A 15759-nucleotide genomic window follows, 5' to 3' on the forward strand; every position below is an offset into this window, starting at 1 on the left:
GGCACCCCTCGGGAGCGGAAGCGCCCAAGTCGGCCGAGCGCCCACATCGCGGCGGTCAGCTCTGCGGGATCACCGCCACCGGGCACTGCGCATGGTGCAGCACCGCGTGGTTGACCAGGCCCAGCTGCATGCCGAAGTGGCCCTGCCGCCGCCGCGCCCCCACCACCAGCAGATCGGAGTGCGCCGAGGCGTCAAGCAGCGCCTTGCGCGGCGACGCCTCGACCACGCGGTGCGCCACCGGCACGGGTGACAGCGCCGCCGCCGAGGCGCCGCCGAGCGCCTCGTCGAGCAGTTCGCCGGCGCGCCGCGCCCGCTCCTCGGGGGTGCCGTGCTCCTCGGCCGCCTCGGCGGCCGCGTAGCGCCAGGCGTGCACCGCCTCCAGCTCGCAGCCGCGCAGCCGCGCCTCGCGGAGCGCGAAGGCGTTCGCGGCCGTGCCCGCCGCGTATTCGGGCCCGCCGGGGCGCTCGCGCTCGGCGATGCCCACCGTCACCCGGTTCAGCCGACCCTGCACATTCTCCGGGCGGCCGCGGACCACCACCACCGGACAGTGCGCGCGCGCCGCGATCCCAAGACCCACCGAGCCCAGCAGCAGGGACGCGAACTCCCCGCGCCCCCGCGAACCCACGACCACCGCGTCCGCGCTCTTCCCCGCGCGCAGCAGGGCCGTCACCGCGTCGTCGGGCGCCACGTCGGTCATCACCTTGAGCGCCGAGGCGCGCCGTCCCGCCCGCTCGGCGGCCATGGCCAGCACGGCCTCGCTGTGGACCCGCTCGGCCGGGCGGTCCGGCGAGGTCGCGGGGATGTAGCCCTCGTAGCGCTCCCACAGGGACGCGTGCACGATGCGCAGCGGCAGCCCGCGCCGGGCGGCCATGTCGGCCGCCCAGTCCAGTGCGTCGAAGGCGGCGTCCGAACCGTCCACCCCCACCACGACGGGAAGGTCCACCGCGCCCACCGCCTCTCATGTCCGCACATGGATGTGTTCCTACCCATTGTCCTGCCAGGAGCCGACAGGGGGAGTGGGGACCGGTCAACGCGCGTGCCACACGGGTGAGCCCGGGCAGACCGGTGGGCCGGGGCGGCAGGGGCGGGCGGCGGGGCCGTTCAGCGCAGCCGCATGGCGAGCGTCACGACCGTCCCCACCGCGCCCGCGCTCACCGCGAGCCGGTCGGTGACCAGGCGGGTCAGCCACAGACCGCGTCCGCTGGTCGCTCCGTCCAGGCCCGGCAGGATCCGGGGGATGACGTCCTCGGAGAAGCCGGGGCCCGAGTCGCTGATCCGGCACTCCAGCTCGTCGCCGACCCGCCGCAGCAGCAGGGCCCCGGCCCCGCCCGCGTGCTCCACCGCGTTGGTGGCGACCGCGTCCACGGCCAGGACGAAGTCGCCCCGGCGCGTCTCGGCCAGCCCGGCCCAGGCCGCGCACTCCTCGACCTGCACGCGCAGCAGCGGCAGCTCACGTGCGGTGAAGCGGCGCTGCAACAGACGTTCGGCGGCTTGATCGGCTTGATCGGCGGACCACAGGCGGGGTTGCGCCGGCACCGGTGCCTCCCGTTGACGAGTGCGAGCGACAGCAGGGTCGATGAAGGAGCCGAGGGTACGGGCCATGAGCCGCTCGCGCACGCCGGGACCGGCGATGACGACTCGGGCGCCATTTGTGACCGGAAGTGGACGCGTGGTGCCCGTAACCTACCCGGCCGCGTATCGCTTCCTATCGCCTACCGCTTCTCGTCGGCCCTCGCGGCAGCCCTCGCAACAGCTCTCTCGGCAACCCTCGCGGCAGCCCGCTCAGCCCGGCCAGCTCCACTGGGCCACCTCCGGCAGATCCACGCCGTGCCGACGGATCCAGTCGTGGTGCCGGTGGCGCATGTCCTCCATGGCCTGGCGCAGCCCGGCGGCGCGGACCGCGAGCCCCGGCACCCGGTCCAGCACATCCATGACCAGCCGGTAGCGGTCGAGGTCATTGCGCACGACCATGTCGAAGGGCGTGGTGGTGGAGCCCATCTCCTTGTAGCCGCGCACATGCATCCACGGATGGACGGACCGCCGGTAGGTGAGCCGGTGGATCAGCCAGGGATAGCCGTGATAGGCGAAGATCACCGGCCGCTCGCGGGTGAACACCGCGTCGAACTCGCGGTCCGTCAGCCCGTGCGGATGCTCCTGACGCGGCAGCAGCTTGGCCATGTCGACGACGTTCACGACCCGGACGGCCAGCTCCGGCAGCCGCGTGCGCAGGATCGACGCCGCCGCCAGCACCTCCTGGGTCGGCACGTCCCCCGCGCAGGCGAGGACCACCTCCGGCTCGCCGCCCGGCCGCTCCGTGCCCGCCCACTCCCAGATGCCGAGGCCGCGCGCGCAATGGTCACGGGCCTGCGCCAGGCCGAGCCAGTCGAAGCAGGGCTGCTTGCCCGCCACCACCACATTGACCACGTCCCGGGTGCGCAGCACATGATCGGCGACGCACAGCAGGGTGTTGGTGTCCGGCGGGAGGTAGACGCGCACCGTGTACGGGTCCTTGTTGAGGATGTGGTCGATGAACCCGGGGTTCTGGTGGGAGAAGCCGTTGTGGTCCTGCCGCCATACATGTGAGGTCAGCAGGTAGTTCAGGGCGGCGATCGGGGCCCGCCAGGGGATCGTACGGGCGGTCTGGACCCACTTGACGTGCTGGGCGGCCATGCTCGCGACGATGTCGGTGAACGCCTCGTACGAGGAGAACAGACCGTGCCGCCCGGTCAGCAGATAGCCCTCGAGCCAGCCCTGGCACAGATGTTCGGACAGCACCTCCATGACCCGGCCGTGCGGCCCCAGGTGCTCGTCGGTCTCCACCGTCTCGGCCTGCCAGGCCTTGTCCGTCACCGCGAACACGTCCTGCAGCCGGTTGGACGCCGTCTCGTCCGGCCCGACCAGACGGAAGTCTCGGCGCTCGGCCGTGTCGGCCATCACCTGGCGCAGCATCCCTCCGAGCACCCGCGTCGGCTCGTGCAGCCCGGTGCCCGGCTTGTCCACGGCGACGGCGTGCCCGGCCAGGTCGCGCAGCGGCAGCTCGCGCAGCAGCCGGCCGCCGTTGGCGTGCGGATTGGCGCCGAGCCTGCGATCGCCCGCCGGCACACAGGCCAGAACCTCGGGGCGCGGGCGGCCGTCGGCGCCGAAGAGCTCGTCCGGCCGGTACGAGCGCAGCCAGCGCTCCAGCTGCCGCAACCGCCCCGGATCCTCCCGGACCCCGGCGAGCGGCACCTGGTGGGCGCGCCAGGTGCCCTCCACAGGGACCCCGGCCACCTCCGCCGGGCCGGTCCAGCCCTTGGGCGTACGCAGCACGATCAGCGGCCAGTGCGGCCGCCTGCGCGCCCCGCCGCCCTCGCGCGCGGCCTGCTGGAAGGCGGCGATCCGGTCCAGCGCGAGATCGAGCGCCGCCGCCATGCCGTGGTGCGCATGCGCCGGGTCCTCGCCCGCGGCGGCGGTGACGTACAGCGGCTCGTGGCCGTAGCCGCGCAGCAGCTCGTCCAGCTCCCCCTCGGGCAGCCGGGCCAGTACGGCCGGATTGGCGATCTTGTAGCCGTTGAGGTGCAGCACCGGCAGCACGGCGCCGTCGTACACCGGATCCAGGAACTTGTTCGAATGCCAGGAGGCGGCCAGCGGCCCGGTCTCCGCCTCCCCGTCACCGACCACACAGGCGACCACCAGACCGGGGTTGTCCAGCGCCGCGCCATAGGCGTGCGCGAGGGAGTAGCCGAGCTCCCCGCCCTCGTGGAACGAGCCGGGCACCTGCGGCGCGGCATGGCTGGGCACCCCGCCGGGCGTGGAGAACTGGCGGAAGAGCCGGGCCATCCCGGCGGCGTCCCGCCCCACGTCGGGACACAGCTCCCCGTACGTGCCGTCCAGCCAGGCCCCGGCGGACACGGCCGGCCCGCCGTGGCCCGGGCCCCAGACACACACCGCGTCCAGGTCACGTGCCGAGATCACCCGGTTCATGTGCGTGTAGACGAGGTTCAGCCCGGGACAGGTGCCCCAGTGGCCCAGCAGCCGCGGTTTGATGTGCTCGGGGCGCAGCGGCTCGGCCAGCAGCGGATTGCCGGTCAGATAGATCTGGCCCGCCGCCAGATAGTTCAGCGCGCGCCAGTGGGCGTCCAGGCTGTGCAGCTCCCGGTCGGTGAGCGTGGCTTGCGGTCCCATGCATGCCTCCGTGAGGGCGGGCGGCTCATCGCGGCGGGTCCCCGCCCGGCGCCGGGGGCACACCGTCGCCCCGCACTTCGACCGAAAACCGCTCCGGATCCACTCTCGGGCCACCGCCCGGACACCGCGGGGGGCCGCCTGGTACCCGGTCCGGGCTGTTCGGCCCGTGCCGGTCCCGGGACCTTGTACGACGATGCCACAAACCGGGCACAACCGCCCTTCGGCCGGCCCTCGCGGCCCGCGCCGAAGGGCGCGCGGGAGCAGGAGACGGCACAGTGAGGTCATGAAGGGACTTCTCAGCTCACTCAAGACCGAGCACCGCGATCGGATGATGGCGCTCGCCCGCGAAGTGTCCTTCCCCGCGGGCACCCGCATCTTCGAGGAGGGGCGCACGGCCGACCGCTTCTGGATCATCCGAACCGGCTCGGTCACCCTCGATCTGCACGTCCCCGGCCGGCGCCCCGCGGTGATCGAAACGCTGGGCCCCGGTGAGCTGATCGGCTGGTCCTGGCTCTTCCCGCCGGACACCTGGCACCTGGGCGCGGAGGCGCTCAGCCCGGTGCGCGCACACGAATTCGACGCGGAGGCCGTACGCCGGCTGTGCGACGAGGACACCGAACTCGGCTACGAGCTCGCCCTCGCCTGCGCCCAGGTGATCGGACGCCGGCTGCAGTCCGCCCGCACCCGCCTGCTGGACCTGTACGGGCCGTATGCCGGCGGCATATCGCCGTGAACGCGCCAAGGACCGCCGTGAACGGACCGGGGGAGGACCCGGGCGCCGAGGCGCGCCCGCGACCTGCGAAGCTGATCACATGAACACCCGTCATCTCACCTCCGGTTCGGCCGCTGCGCTGGCTGCCGCCCTCCTCCTGTCGGCCTGCGGGACCGGGACCAGCTCCTCCGGAGACTCAGGGGACGGCTCCTCGAAGTCGGGCGGCGGCAACGAGGTGATCAGCAGCTACTCCCCGGGCGAGCGCAAGCAGCTGCGAGGCATCTCCGGGAAGACGCTCGAGGGCAAGCCGCTGGACCTCGCGGACTACAAAGGCCACATCGTCGTGGTCAACCTCTGGGGCTCGAACTGCCCGCCGTGCCGGGCCGAGGCGCCCAATCTGGTGAAGGTGGCCAAGGAGACCGAGGCCGAGGGCGTACGGTTCGTCGGCATCAACACCCGGGACCCGAGCCGGGAGGCGGCCATCAGGTTCGAGGAGGAGTACGGCGTCTCGTACCCCAGCCTCTACGACCAGATGGGCAGGCTCGTGCTCAAGCTCCCCAGGGGCAGTGTCAATCCGCAGACCATCCCCTCGACCATCTTCCTCGACCGCAGCGGACGGCTCGCAGCCCGGGCCCTGGCGCCGCTCAGCGAGCGTGATCTGCGCGGGGTGCTGCGGCCGCTCATCGCGGAGAAGAAGCAGGCCTGAGGCGGGCCACGGCCAGGTGTCCGGGCGGCCGAGGGCCGAACGGCCCCTTACCCCGCGCGGCGACGGGGCGGAAAGCTGGCGGCGGATCACGACCGGCGCGCCCCGCGCGCCATGGAGGGATGAGGCAGTGGCACAGGCAGCCGACCCCGCGGGGCCCGAGACACCCATCGGGGTCTTTCTGCTCGACGACCACGAGGTGGTGCGCCGCGGACTGCGCGATCTGCTCGACGCGGAGCCCGACCTGTGTGTGGTGGGGGAGGCGGCCAACGCGCGCGAGGCCATCGCCCGCGCCCCCGCCGTCCGGCCCCGGGTCGCGGTGCTCGACGTACGGCTCGGCTCCTCGGCCGACGACGGCGACCACGAGGGGATCGAGGTGTGTCGCGAGCTGCGGGCCCGGCTGCCCGAACTGGCCTGTCTGATGCTCACCTCGTTCGACGACGACGAGGCGCTCTTCGACGCCATCATGGCGGGGGCGGCGGGCTATGTGCTCAAGCAGATCAACGGCTCCGACCTGGTGTCGGCCGTACGCACCGTGGCCGGCGGCCGGTCCATGCTCGACCCGGGCGCGACGGCGCGGGTGATGGCCCGGCTGCGCGGGCCGCAGCCCAGCGGGCCGGTCGAGCTGGAGCGGCTGTCGCCGCGCGAACGGGAGATCCTGGAGCTCATCGGCGAGGGGCTGACCAACCGCCAGATCGCCGAGCGGCTGTTCCTCGCCGAGAAGACGGTCAAGAACCGCATCTCGGCGATTCTGTCCAAGCTGGGCGTGGGACGGCGCATCCAGGCCGCCGTCATCGCCGAGCGGATCAGGGACCGGCGCGCGGGCGAGTGACATCAGGCGCGTCGACGTCGGGGGCGTAGACGTGGGATGTGCCGACGTGGGTCGTGCTGACATCGGGCGGGTTGACGTCGTGTGGGCCGACCTCGCCATGGCCGGTGTCGCATGTGGTCGATGTCCGCGTGGGGCGCGAGGCCGGACTCCCCTTCCGGCCTCGCGCCCCACGCCGCACGGGGGCACGCCCGTCCGCGTGGCTCTCACCGCAGTGGAGTGGGAGCCCGGCACGCCCCGGTGGCGAGGGTGGTTCCCAGGCGCTGGTGATCAGCATCGGGGGTCGCGTCCCCATCGAGAAGGGGCCGAACGGCCCTGATGGCCGGGCCGGACGGGGCCGGCGGCTAGTCGAGGATCTCCACCCGGTCGCCCAACCGGAGTGTCGCCGCACCGCGCCCTTCCTCCAAGGGCTTGGCGGCCGAGGGGAGTTCGGAGAGCTCGGGGAACTCCGGGACCAGGTTCTGGCCGAAGAGGAGCCGATCGCCGGAGCGCCGGTGGCGGGCCAGCGTACGCAGCGGCTCCTTGCCGCGCTCGGCGGTGCCCTGGTCGGTGGTGGTGATCACGCACCGGGCACAGGGCTTGGTGACCCGGAAGACGACCTCGCCGATCCGTATCCGCCGCCAGTCGTCCTCGGCCCAGGGCGCGGTCCCCTCGACCACCACATTCGGCCGGAAGCGGTTCATCGGCAGCGGCCCCTCGTCAGGATGATCCCCCTGCGCGATGAGCGAGTTGAGCGCGTCCAGCGACGCGGTGGTGGTGAGCAGCAGCGGAAACTCATCCGCGAGGCTGACGGTCTCGCCCCCGCGCGCGTACTCCCGATTCAGCGGTCTGCGGTGCGCCGGATCGTCCAGATGGACCAGGCGGACCGGAGAGCCCAGAAAACCGCTGAACCACTCGTCGGCGGCCGCGCCGGCCGAGACCACCTCGACCGCTTCCTCGTGCAGCCGTACGGTCGACACCGCCGCCTCGTCCCCCGGCTCGGGCACGGCGACGGTCAGCGGCTCATGCCCGGCCGCGGTGAGCCGGATCCCGCCACCGGGCAGCGGCTCGGCGGCAGCCAGCGCCATCCGGGCCTGCTGGCGCTGCGTCACATACCGTCCGCCAGGCTCGACGACCATCCACCTCCGGTCTCCCGCAAGCCCCCACGGCTCGACGACCGCCTCGAGGGGAGCGGCCCCCGCGACCGACTTGACGGGGTACACGTGGACGGCGCTCAGCGCTGGATTGACCATGCCGACAATCTTGCCAGCCGGGTCCGACAGCGTCGTGCCCAAGCCACACCACCGGCCCGACCGCCATGAGCCCCGACCACAGGGGATCCGACCGCAGGGGATCCGGCTGCCGAGGGTCCGGCCGTCATGGGCCCCGGCGGACCCGGCGCCGGCCGCTCCGGAACAGGACCTGTTCCCGGAGCACGACCGGCCCAGGACGCGTGACCCGGGCCCCGCCGCGCCGGGTGGCTCAGTAGCCGCCCCCCGGCTGCTGCGGCCGGCCGGGGTACTGCTGCTGACGGCCGTAGGGGTCCTCGTACGGCGACGGCGCGGGGGCCGCCGGCCGGGGCGCGGCGGGGCGCGGCATGGCCGGGCGCATCGCCTCGTAGCCCGTGGGCGCCGCCGGACGCTGCTGCTGCTGCGGGGGCTGCTGCGCCCCCGGGTAGCCGCGCGGGCCCGTCGCCTGCGGCGGGATGTACGGCGAGGGCGTCTGCTGCAGCCCGCCGGGCTGCGGCTGTCCTCCACCCGCCTGGTACCCCTGCGAGGGGTTGTACTGCGGGGAGGGCGCGGCCGGCAGCGCGGGCAGCGCGGAGGGCAACGCCGGGAGGTGGCTGCCGGTGTCATACGGCGGGGCCACTCGGATGGGCGCGATCTGCGGTGTCCCCCGCTCGGCGACGAGACTGTCGTAGATGGGGGTGTCCGGGAAGGACGACGAGGAGTAGTAGCCGCTGCCGTAGCTACCGCGGGGGGAGGTCATAGCCCATAAGTTAAGCCCACGATGTGCCGATTGGGGAGTCCGGTAAGAGGGTTGTTTTACCGGCTGGGAGCGGTCGGGGTTCCCCAATCCGAGCGAATCTGGCAAAAACGGTCGGCAGGGTACGTTGAGATCCTGTAAAGAGCTCGTTTTCGATGGGTTGCCGACCGCGGTCCGATGATCGTGTGTCCGTGGCCGAATGAACAGATCAGAAAGGCAGGGGGACAGCATGGCGATGCGCAAGGGCAGCAACGTTCCGGTTCCGGCGTCGGCGGTGCGGGTCGAACTGGGCTGGCGCACCGGCCCGGGGGTGCCGGACGTCGACGCCTCGGCGCTGCTGCTGGTATCCGGAAAGGTCCGTTCCGACGCGGACTTCGTCTTCTACAACCAGCCGACGCACTCCTCGGGCGCCGTACGCCACGAAGGCAAGCGAACCACCGGTGACACCGTGACCGACACCCTTGCGGTGGACCTCGGCCGGGTGGAGCCCGCCATCGAGACCGTGGTGCTCGCCGCGTCCGCGGACGGTGGCGGCTTCGGCCGGGTCCCGGGCTTGTTCATCCGCGTACTGGACGCCTCGGGCGGCGCGGAACTCGCCCGGTTCGACAGCGAGGACGCCACCGTCGAGACCGCGTTCGTGCTCGGTGAGCTCTACCGACGGCAGGGCGCGTGGAAGTTCCGCGCCGTCGGCCAGGGTTACGGCAGCGGACTCGCCGGCCTCGCCACGGACTTCGGGATCAGCGTCGACGAGCCCCAGCACGCCCCCGGCCCCGCCTCCGTCCCCGCCCCGACCGCCGCCCCCGCGCCCGTACAGCCAACCGCGCCCGCACAGCCGTCCGCGCCGCTTCCGCCCCCGCCGCCGACCGCGCCCGCCTACCCGGCCGCCGCGCCGCCGGCCCCCGGATACCCGGCTCCCGCTTCCGCCCCGGTGAGCCTGTCCAAGGTCACCCTGACCAAGCAGGCCCCCTCCGTCTCGCTCACCAAGCAGGGCGGTACCTCAGGCGCCCTGCGCGTGAACCTCAACTGGCAGGTGCGCAAACAGTTCCAGGGCTGGGCCCAGAAGCTCGGCAAGGCCATCGCCATGCACGGGGACCTCGACCTCGACCTCGGCGCGCTGTTCGAGCTCGCCGACGGCAGCAAGGGCGTCGTGCAGGCGCTCGGCAACTCCTTCGGCTCGCTGCACCAGCCGCCGTTCATCCAGCTCGACGCCGACGACCGCACCGGCGCCCGGGCCTCCGGCGAGAACCTCACCATCAACCTCGACCACAAGAACGCGTTCCGCCGCATCCTCGTGTTCGTCACGGTCTACGAGGGCGCCCGCAGCTTCGCCAACCTCAACGCCACCGTCACCCTCCAGCCGCAGCACGGCGCGCCCATCGACTTCTCGCTCGACGAGTGCACCGTCCCCTCCCCGGTCTGCGCCCTCGCGCTGATCACCAACAACGGCGGTGACCTCGTGGTCCAGCGCGAGGCCCGCTACCTGGTGCCCGAACGCGGCGTCAGCCCCCAGCGCACCCTCGACTACGCCTACGGCTGGGGCATGAACTGGACACCCGGCCGCAAGTGAGACGGGCCGTCAGGGCGCGGCGCCGGGACGGGCGTAGGTACGCCCCTTCCACGCCGCGCCGCGCCCCTGATAGTGCCGCACCGCCGAATCCACGGTCATCAGCAGGTACAGCAGCGCCGTCAGCGGCAGCAGCGGCGCCAGCCACAGCGTCTGCCGGTAGTAGCGCAGCATCGGTACGTACGTCACGGCCATCAGCGCCCACGCGGCCGCGCCCGGTACCCCCAGCGCCGGGCGGCCCGTGAGCAGCCCCGCACACAGCGCCACCGGGGGCACCAGGTACACCAGCGCGAGCCCCGCCACCGTGGCCACCAGCAGCAGCGGATTGTGCCGCAGCTGCGCATAGGCGCTGCGCGAGACCATCCGCCACAGCTCGCCCAGCCGCGGATACGGCCGCACGCTGTCCACCCGGTCCGCGAGCCCCAGCCAGATCCTCCCCCCGCTCCGCTTCACCGCCCGGGCCAGCGCCACGTCGTCGATGACCGCCTGCCGGACGACGTCGGGGACCGCGGCCCGCTCGGCCGCCTCCCGCCGCAGCAGCACACACCCGCCCGCGGCCGCCGCCGTCCGCGCCCCCGCCCGGTTGACCCACCGGAACGGATAGAGCTGCGCGAAAAAGTACACGAACGCCGGGACGATCAACCGCTCCCACGCCGTCGCCACCCGCAGCCGCGCCATCTGCGACACCAGGTCGAGCCCGGAGCCACGCGCCGCCCGCACCAACTCGCGCAGGGAGTCCGGCTCATGCGCGATGTCCGCGTCGGTCAGCAGCAGATACTCCGTGTCCGGGCGGCCCTCGGCGAGCGTCATGCCGTGGCGCACCGCCCACAGCTTGCCCGTCCAGCCCGGCGGCGGCTCACCGGGTGAATCCACGGTCAGCGGCAGCCCGCCGTGCTCATCGGCGAGTTCTCGGGCCAGCTTGCCGGTGCCGTCCGTACTGCCGTCGTCGACGAGGAAGATCTCCGCCGGCCCTGGATAGTCCTGTGCCAGCAGCGACGGCAGGCTCACCGGGAGGACGGCGGCCTCGTCCCGGGCGGGGACGACGACGGCGACCGGAGGCCAGCATTCCGGGTCGCCCCCGGGGTCCACCCGCACACCGCCGCCGGGCAGCCGGACGTCCGTACGCCAGAAGAAGCCCTGGCCCAGCAGCAGCCACCCCCACACGGCAAGTGACCCCAAGGCGATCCACGTCAGCGCGTTCACCGTGGCAGTCTGCCCGAACAGGGGCCCGGTCGCCGGACGCATCGGGGCGATCCATTAAAGTAACCGGGTGAAGATCGCGCTCATGGACTCCGGAATCGGCCTGCTCCCGGCAGCGGCCGCGGTGCACCGGCTCCGGCCGGACGCCGATCTCGTCCTCTCCTCGGACCCCGACAGCATGCCCTGGGGCCCGCGTACCCCCGAAGACGTCACCCAGCGCGCACTGGCCTGCGTCCGCGCCGCCGCGGCGCACCGCCCCGACGCGGTGATCATCGCCTGCAACACCGCCTCCGTGCACGCCCTGCCCGCGCTGCGGGCCGAGCTGGAGCCCGCGCTGCCGGTCATCGGGACCGTACCCGCGATCAAGCCCGCGGCGGCGGGCGGCGGACCCGTCGCGATCTGGGCTACCCCTGCCACGACGGGCAGCCCCTACCAGCGCCGGCTCATCCGAGACTTCGCGGACGGGGTCAAGGTGACGGAGGTGGCCTGTCCCGGACTCGCTGAGGCCGTACAGCACGCCGACTCGGCGGCGATCGACGCCGCGGTGGCCGACGCCGCGGCCCGCACTCCGCGCGACATCCGCGCCCTCGTCCTGGGCTGCACCCACTACGAGCTGGTCGCCGACCGCATCCGGGCCGCCGTCCAGCCGGCCGGCGCCCCGCCGATCGCCCTGCACGGATCCGCCGGAGCCGTCGCCGCCCAGGCCCTGCGCCGGATCGGCGCCATGCCCGGCCCCTCGGGCGAGGCGCCCCAGCCGGCCACGTCGGCCCTCGCGGACCTTTCCCCGGGGCGGCTCACCGTCCTCCTCAGCGGCCGCGAGTCGGCGATGCCCGAGGCCGCCCTGACCTACGCCGAGGGCCGTCTGCTGGCGGCTGAACCCCTGGCCCGGGGCTGACACCCCCGGCCTCGGGGCCGGGCTCGCCCACAAACCGTTCATGGTCCCTACCACAGTCCTCTGCCGGGGCAGCGGAAGGTGGGTACCCTGCCAGCTATGAGGCACCACGGCGAGGACGACGAGCGGGACGAGCCGGCCGGGGCCGAGCGGCCCCCTGAGATCTGGACCGGGCGGGCGCACAACCGTGCCCAGTGGCTGCTGGCCGCCGGGGGCGCCGCCTGTGTGGCGCTCGGCATCGACCTGGCCGTGGCCTCTCCCTGGACCTCGGGCCTGGCCCCCCTCCTCATGTCCGTGATCGGCTGCCTCGCGGCCGGACTGCTGATGCTCTTCGGCACCCTGGCCTTCGTCCACGTGGCCGTACGGGTCGACGAGGAGGCCCTGGAGGTGCGCTGCGGCCACATGGGACTGCCCCGGCGCCGCATCCCGCTCAACGACGTGGTCCACGCGGACTTCGCACCCCGGGTCACCCCATGCCAGTGGGGCGGCTGGGGCTACCGCTGGCGCCCCGAGAAGGGCACCGCGGTGATCGTGCGCCGTGGCGAGGGCCTGGTGGTCCGGCTCGGCGACGGCCGGATCTTCACCGTCACGGTGGACAACGCCGAGGCCGCGGTGCGCGTGATCCGCGACCGCCTGCGCGGCGTCGCGGCGGGGGCCTCGCAGGCCTAGATTCCGCCCGAGGTCACCGTCTATACATGATCCTGATCAACGGTCCGGAAGGTACGCCCTTCCGGACCGTTCCCCCGTTCGGCCCCGTTCCAATTGGCAGGTCCCGTTCAGCCCATTCCGTTCAGCCCGTTCCGTTCAGCCTGCCTCCGTTCGACGAACGGAGAACGAAGGAAATCGATATGAGAGAGGTCGGCAGATGAGCGCACTCACGCCAGAAGCACTGCTCGCGGACTACCTGGCCCTGGCGGACGACAGCTGTGTCGCCGTGCTGCCGCACGTGCTGCGCATCACGGCCGAAATGCGCATCGCCGATGTCATAGCGACGGGCACCGTGACCGTCGAGGACATAGCAACCGCCACGGAGTCGGACACCGAATCCCTCTACCGCCTGCTGCGTGCCCTGGTCTCAGTGGGCCTGCTCCTGGAAGACCCGTCCCGCTCCTTCCGGCTGACCGAGAGCGGACACCGCCTCCGCGCGGACTCCCCGAACAGCGTCCGCGAATCCGTACTGAACGCCGACTCCCAACGGGCCTGGCTCCGCGGTATCGACACCATCCGCACCGGGCGCTCGGTCTTCGACAGCGTCCACGGCGGGGATTTCTTCGCACACAAGAACTCCAACGGTGACGCCGATCGCGCTTTCCTGCGCCGGATGCGGGAGCGGACCGGGCGGCTGTACGGACAGTTCTCCTCGACGCCCGACTGGCGGCAGTCGGACGTGGTCATGGACATCGGGGGCGGCGACGGCTTTATGCTGGAGCGCGTCCTGCGCGAAGCCGATCACGTCAAAGGGATTCTCTTCGACCGCCCGTCGGTCGTCGACATGATCAAGGATTCCGAGCACATACGGTCGCTCGGAGAACGCTGCAGGCTCGAAGAAGGAGACTTCTTCGAATCGCTGCCCCCCGGGGCCGACACCCATATGCTGTGCAGCGTGCTGCACGACTGGACGGACACCCAAGTGGTGGCCATTCTGCGCAACAGCAGGAAGGCCCTGCAGGACGGTGGGCGGCTATTGATCGTGGAAATGCTGGTTCCGGAGGACCAGGAATGGCACCCCAGTCGATGGAGCGACATCGGGATGATGGTGCTCACCGGCGGTCGTGAACGAACGGCAGCCGAGTTCGAGACCTTGCTGAGCGATTCCGGATTCACGCTTTCGAATGTGACCCCGATTCCCGGCTCTTACTTCTCGGTTCTGGAAGCGAGATAGACGGTTTCGGGTAACCACTGACACCGCGCCTTTCGGCGCGCTCTCCGATGGGCCTGGCGGCGCGGCGCATACACCACGCCACCAGGCCCATCTGCACGACGGCTGCGAACCGACCGCTTACCGCTCCGGCCGCCCCTCCAGCCATGCGGCCAGCGTACGGCCGATCTCGGCGAGCGGACCGGGCTGCATCATGCTGACGTGCTCACAGGGAACCGGGTGCTCGTGCACGTGTCCCGTGATGTACGGAGCCCACGCCCGAGGAGCGGCCACCGGCATATGGTTGTCGACGGCCGCGGTGAAGAACAGCACATCGCCGGAGAACTTATCCAGCGTGGCGGAGCGCCCGAGCGCCCGGTTGTTACCGACCGCGACGGCCAGCGCGGATATGTCATCCTCGGTGAGAGCGATGCCTCCGGTCGCCTCGCCCATGTGCTGCCTTGCGTAGTCACGCAGAAGCGCGGAGAGATCCGCCGCATCGGCATCCTCCGGAATTTCATATCCGGCACCCTCCGCCAACGCGGATATCAGGTCCTCTTCCTTTTCCGGGGCCGACGGAAGAACCCCGTCGTTCGGATAGGCGTCGAGCATGGTCAGCAAGCTGACGACCTCCCCCTGGCCTTGAAGCAGTGCCGCTATGGCATGGGCGACCAGGCCCCCGAACGACCAGCCGAGCAGCCGGTAAGGACCGACGGGCTGAACGGAGCGCATCAGTTCCACGTAATCCCGCGCCATTTCCTCCAGGGAGGTCGGCAGCGGTTCCTTCCCCATCAGGCCGCGCGACTGGAGCCCGTAAATAGGGACCCCTTCCGGGATATGCCGCAGCAGACCGGCGTAACACCAGCTGAGCCCTGATACCGGATGTACGCAGAACAGCGGTGGCTCTTCGCCGCCCGAGCGGATCGGGAGGAGCGGATCGAACGGATCCTGGCTCGTCCCGTCATTGATGCGCTCGGCGAGTCCGGCGACGGTGGGGGCCTCGAAGAGGGCGCGGATGGTGAGTTCGACATCCAGGGTGGTGCGGATGCGGCTGATCAACCGAGTCGCGAGGAGGGAGTGTCCGCCGCGTGTGAAGAAGTTGTCGTCGATGCCGATGTCGGCGACGCCCAGGACTTCGGCGAACAGCTCGCACAGGGTTTCTTCGTGTGGTGTGCGGGGTGGGCGGTGGGTGGTGGTTGTGGTGTATTGGGGGGTGGGGAGGGCTTTGTGGTCGAGTTTGCCGTTGGGGGTGAGTGGTAGGTGGTCGAGTTGGACGAGGGTGGTGGGGACCATGTGGTCGGGGAGTTGGTTTCGGAGGGTGTTGAGGATGTGTGTGGTGTTGATTTGTGTTTTGGGGTTGGTGGGTACGACGTAGCCGATGAGTCGTTTGTCGCCGGGTTGGTCTTCGCGGACGAGGACGGTGGCTTGGGTGATGGTGGGGTGGGTGGTGAGTGTGGTTTCGATTTCGCCGGGTTCGATGCGGAAGCCGCGGATTTTGATTTGGGTGTCGGTGCGGCCGAGGTAGTGGAGTGTGCCGTTGGTGTTCCAGCGGGCGAGGTCGCCGGTGCGGTACATGCGGGTGCCGGGTGGGCCGTAGGGGTTGGGGATGAAGCGTTCGGCGGTGAGGGCGGGGCGGTTGAGGTATCCGCGGGCGAGTTGGGTGCCGGCGATGTAGAGCTCGCCGGGGGTTCCGGGGGGGACGGGGTTGAGGGTTTGGTCGAGGATGTAGGTGTGGGTGTTCCACATGGGGCGGCCGATGGGGATGGTGCCGGTGGTCGGTGTGTCGTTGCTGGGTGGGGGGATGGGGTGGTCGGTGGCGCCGACGGTGGTTTCGGTGGGGCCGTAGTGGTTGATGACGGGGGTGTGGGGGTG

The 15759-nt window shown here is 71.7% G+C and carries 14 protein-coding genes; 7 read left to right on the forward strand and 7 right to left on the reverse strand.

Going from position 1 to position 15759, the window contains the following annotated elements:
* Positions 1–55 precede the first annotated feature (55 nt).
* From ACFZDL_RS46095 to ACFZDL_RS46105, 3 genes are all read right to left on the reverse strand, one after another.
* Positions 56–952, reverse strand: coding sequence for a universal stress protein (locus ACFZDL_RS46095; RefSeq protein WP_353596875.1), 897 nt, complete (start codon positions 950–952; stop codon positions 56–58).
* Between the two features lie 149 nt (positions 953–1101).
* Complete coding sequence (locus ACFZDL_RS46100; protein WP_353596876.1) at positions 1102–1536, reverse strand: ATP-binding protein; 435 nt, start codon at positions 1534–1536, stop codon at positions 1102–1104.
* 246 nt (positions 1537–1782) lie between these two features.
* A complete protein-coding gene (locus tag ACFZDL_RS46105; protein WP_353596877.1) occupies positions 1783–4164 on the reverse strand; it encodes a phosphoketolase family protein in 2382 nt (793 codons plus the stop codon).
* A gap of 283 nt (positions 4165–4447) precedes the next feature.
* On the opposite strand from ACFZDL_RS46105, the gene ACFZDL_RS46110 reads away from it, so the two are divergent.
* The 3 genes from ACFZDL_RS46110 (at position 4448) to ACFZDL_RS46120 (ending at position 6411) form a co-directional block, all read left to right on the forward strand.
* Complete coding sequence (locus ACFZDL_RS46110; RefSeq protein WP_353596878.1) at positions 4448–4897, forward strand: cyclic nucleotide-binding domain-containing protein; 450 nt, start codon at positions 4448–4450, stop codon at positions 4895–4897.
* 79 nt (positions 4898–4976) lie between these two features.
* The gene (locus ACFZDL_RS46115; protein WP_353596879.1) at positions 4977–5582 is read left to right on the forward strand and encodes a TlpA disulfide reductase family protein; all 606 of its coding nucleotides are present in this window, start codon (positions 4977–4979) and stop codon (positions 5580–5582) included.
* 127 nt (positions 5583–5709) lie between these two features.
* Positions 5710–6411, forward strand: coding sequence for a response regulator transcription factor (locus ACFZDL_RS46120; RefSeq protein WP_353596880.1), 702 nt, complete (start codon positions 5710–5712; stop codon positions 6409–6411).
* Positions 6412–6752: 341 nt separating this feature from the next.
* On the opposite strand, the gene ACFZDL_RS46125 is transcribed toward ACFZDL_RS46120, so the two are convergent.
* Together ACFZDL_RS46125 and ACFZDL_RS46130 are read right to left on the reverse strand one after the other, a co-directional pair.
* The gene (locus ACFZDL_RS46125) at positions 6753–7640 is read right to left on the reverse strand and encodes an MOSC N-terminal beta barrel domain-containing protein (RefSeq protein ID WP_353596881.1); all 888 of its coding nucleotides are present in this window, start codon (positions 7638–7640) and stop codon (positions 6753–6755) included.
* Positions 7641–7869: 229 nt separating this feature from the next.
* Positions 7870–8376: a DUF6643 family protein gene (locus ACFZDL_RS46130; RefSeq protein ID WP_353596882.1), complete on the reverse strand. Its 507-nt coding sequence runs from the start codon at positions 8374–8376 to the stop codon at positions 7870–7872.
* A 232-nt stretch (positions 8377–8608) separates the two neighbouring features.
* Here ACFZDL_RS46130 and ACFZDL_RS46135 point away from each other — a divergent pair, with 232 nt between their 5' ends.
* Positions 8609–9940 (forward strand): TerD family protein, encoded by a 1332-nt coding sequence (locus ACFZDL_RS46135; protein ID WP_353596890.1) that lies wholly within the window; start codon positions 8609–8611, stop codon positions 9938–9940.
* 9 nt (positions 9941–9949) lie between these two features.
* Here the strand turns inward: ACFZDL_RS46135 and ACFZDL_RS46140 are convergent, their stop codons facing one another.
* Positions 9950–11182 (reverse strand): glycosyltransferase, encoded by a 1233-nt coding sequence (locus tag ACFZDL_RS46140; RefSeq protein ID WP_353596883.1) that lies wholly within the window; start codon positions 11180–11182, stop codon positions 9950–9952.
* Between the two features lie 25 nt (positions 11183–11207).
* On the opposite strand from ACFZDL_RS46140, the gene ACFZDL_RS46145 reads away from it, so the two are divergent.
* The 3 genes from ACFZDL_RS46145 to ACFZDL_RS46155 all read left to right on the forward strand — a co-directional run bounded on the left by ACFZDL_RS46145 (position 11208) and on the right by ACFZDL_RS46155 (position 13911).
* Positions 11208–12032 carry an aspartate/glutamate racemase family protein gene (locus ACFZDL_RS46145; RefSeq protein ID WP_353596884.1) on the forward strand — a complete coding sequence of 275 codons (825 nt, stop codon included), beginning with the start codon at positions 11208–11210 and terminating at the stop codon, positions 12030–12032.
* A gap of 96 nt (positions 12033–12128) precedes the next feature.
* A complete protein-coding gene (locus ACFZDL_RS46150) occupies positions 12129–12698 on the forward strand; it encodes a hypothetical protein (protein WP_353596885.1) in 570 nt (189 codons plus the stop codon).
* 196 nt (positions 12699–12894) lie between these two features.
* Positions 12895–13911: a methyltransferase gene (locus tag ACFZDL_RS46155; protein WP_353596886.1), complete on the forward strand. Its 1017-nt coding sequence runs from the start codon at positions 12895–12897 to the stop codon at positions 13909–13911.
* Positions 13912–14028: 117 nt separating this feature from the next.
* Here ACFZDL_RS46155 and ACFZDL_RS46160 read toward each other — a convergent pair.
* Positions 14029–15759, reverse strand: a 1731-nt coding sequence (locus ACFZDL_RS46160) for an alpha/beta fold hydrolase (protein WP_391194475.1), incomplete at its 5' end; no start/stop codon positions are given.

The sequence above is a fragment of the Streptomyces sp. NPDC007917 genome, assembly GCF_042959105.1.
Taxonomy (GTDB): domain Bacteria; phylum Actinomycetota; class Actinomycetes; order Streptomycetales; family Streptomycetaceae; genus Streptomyces.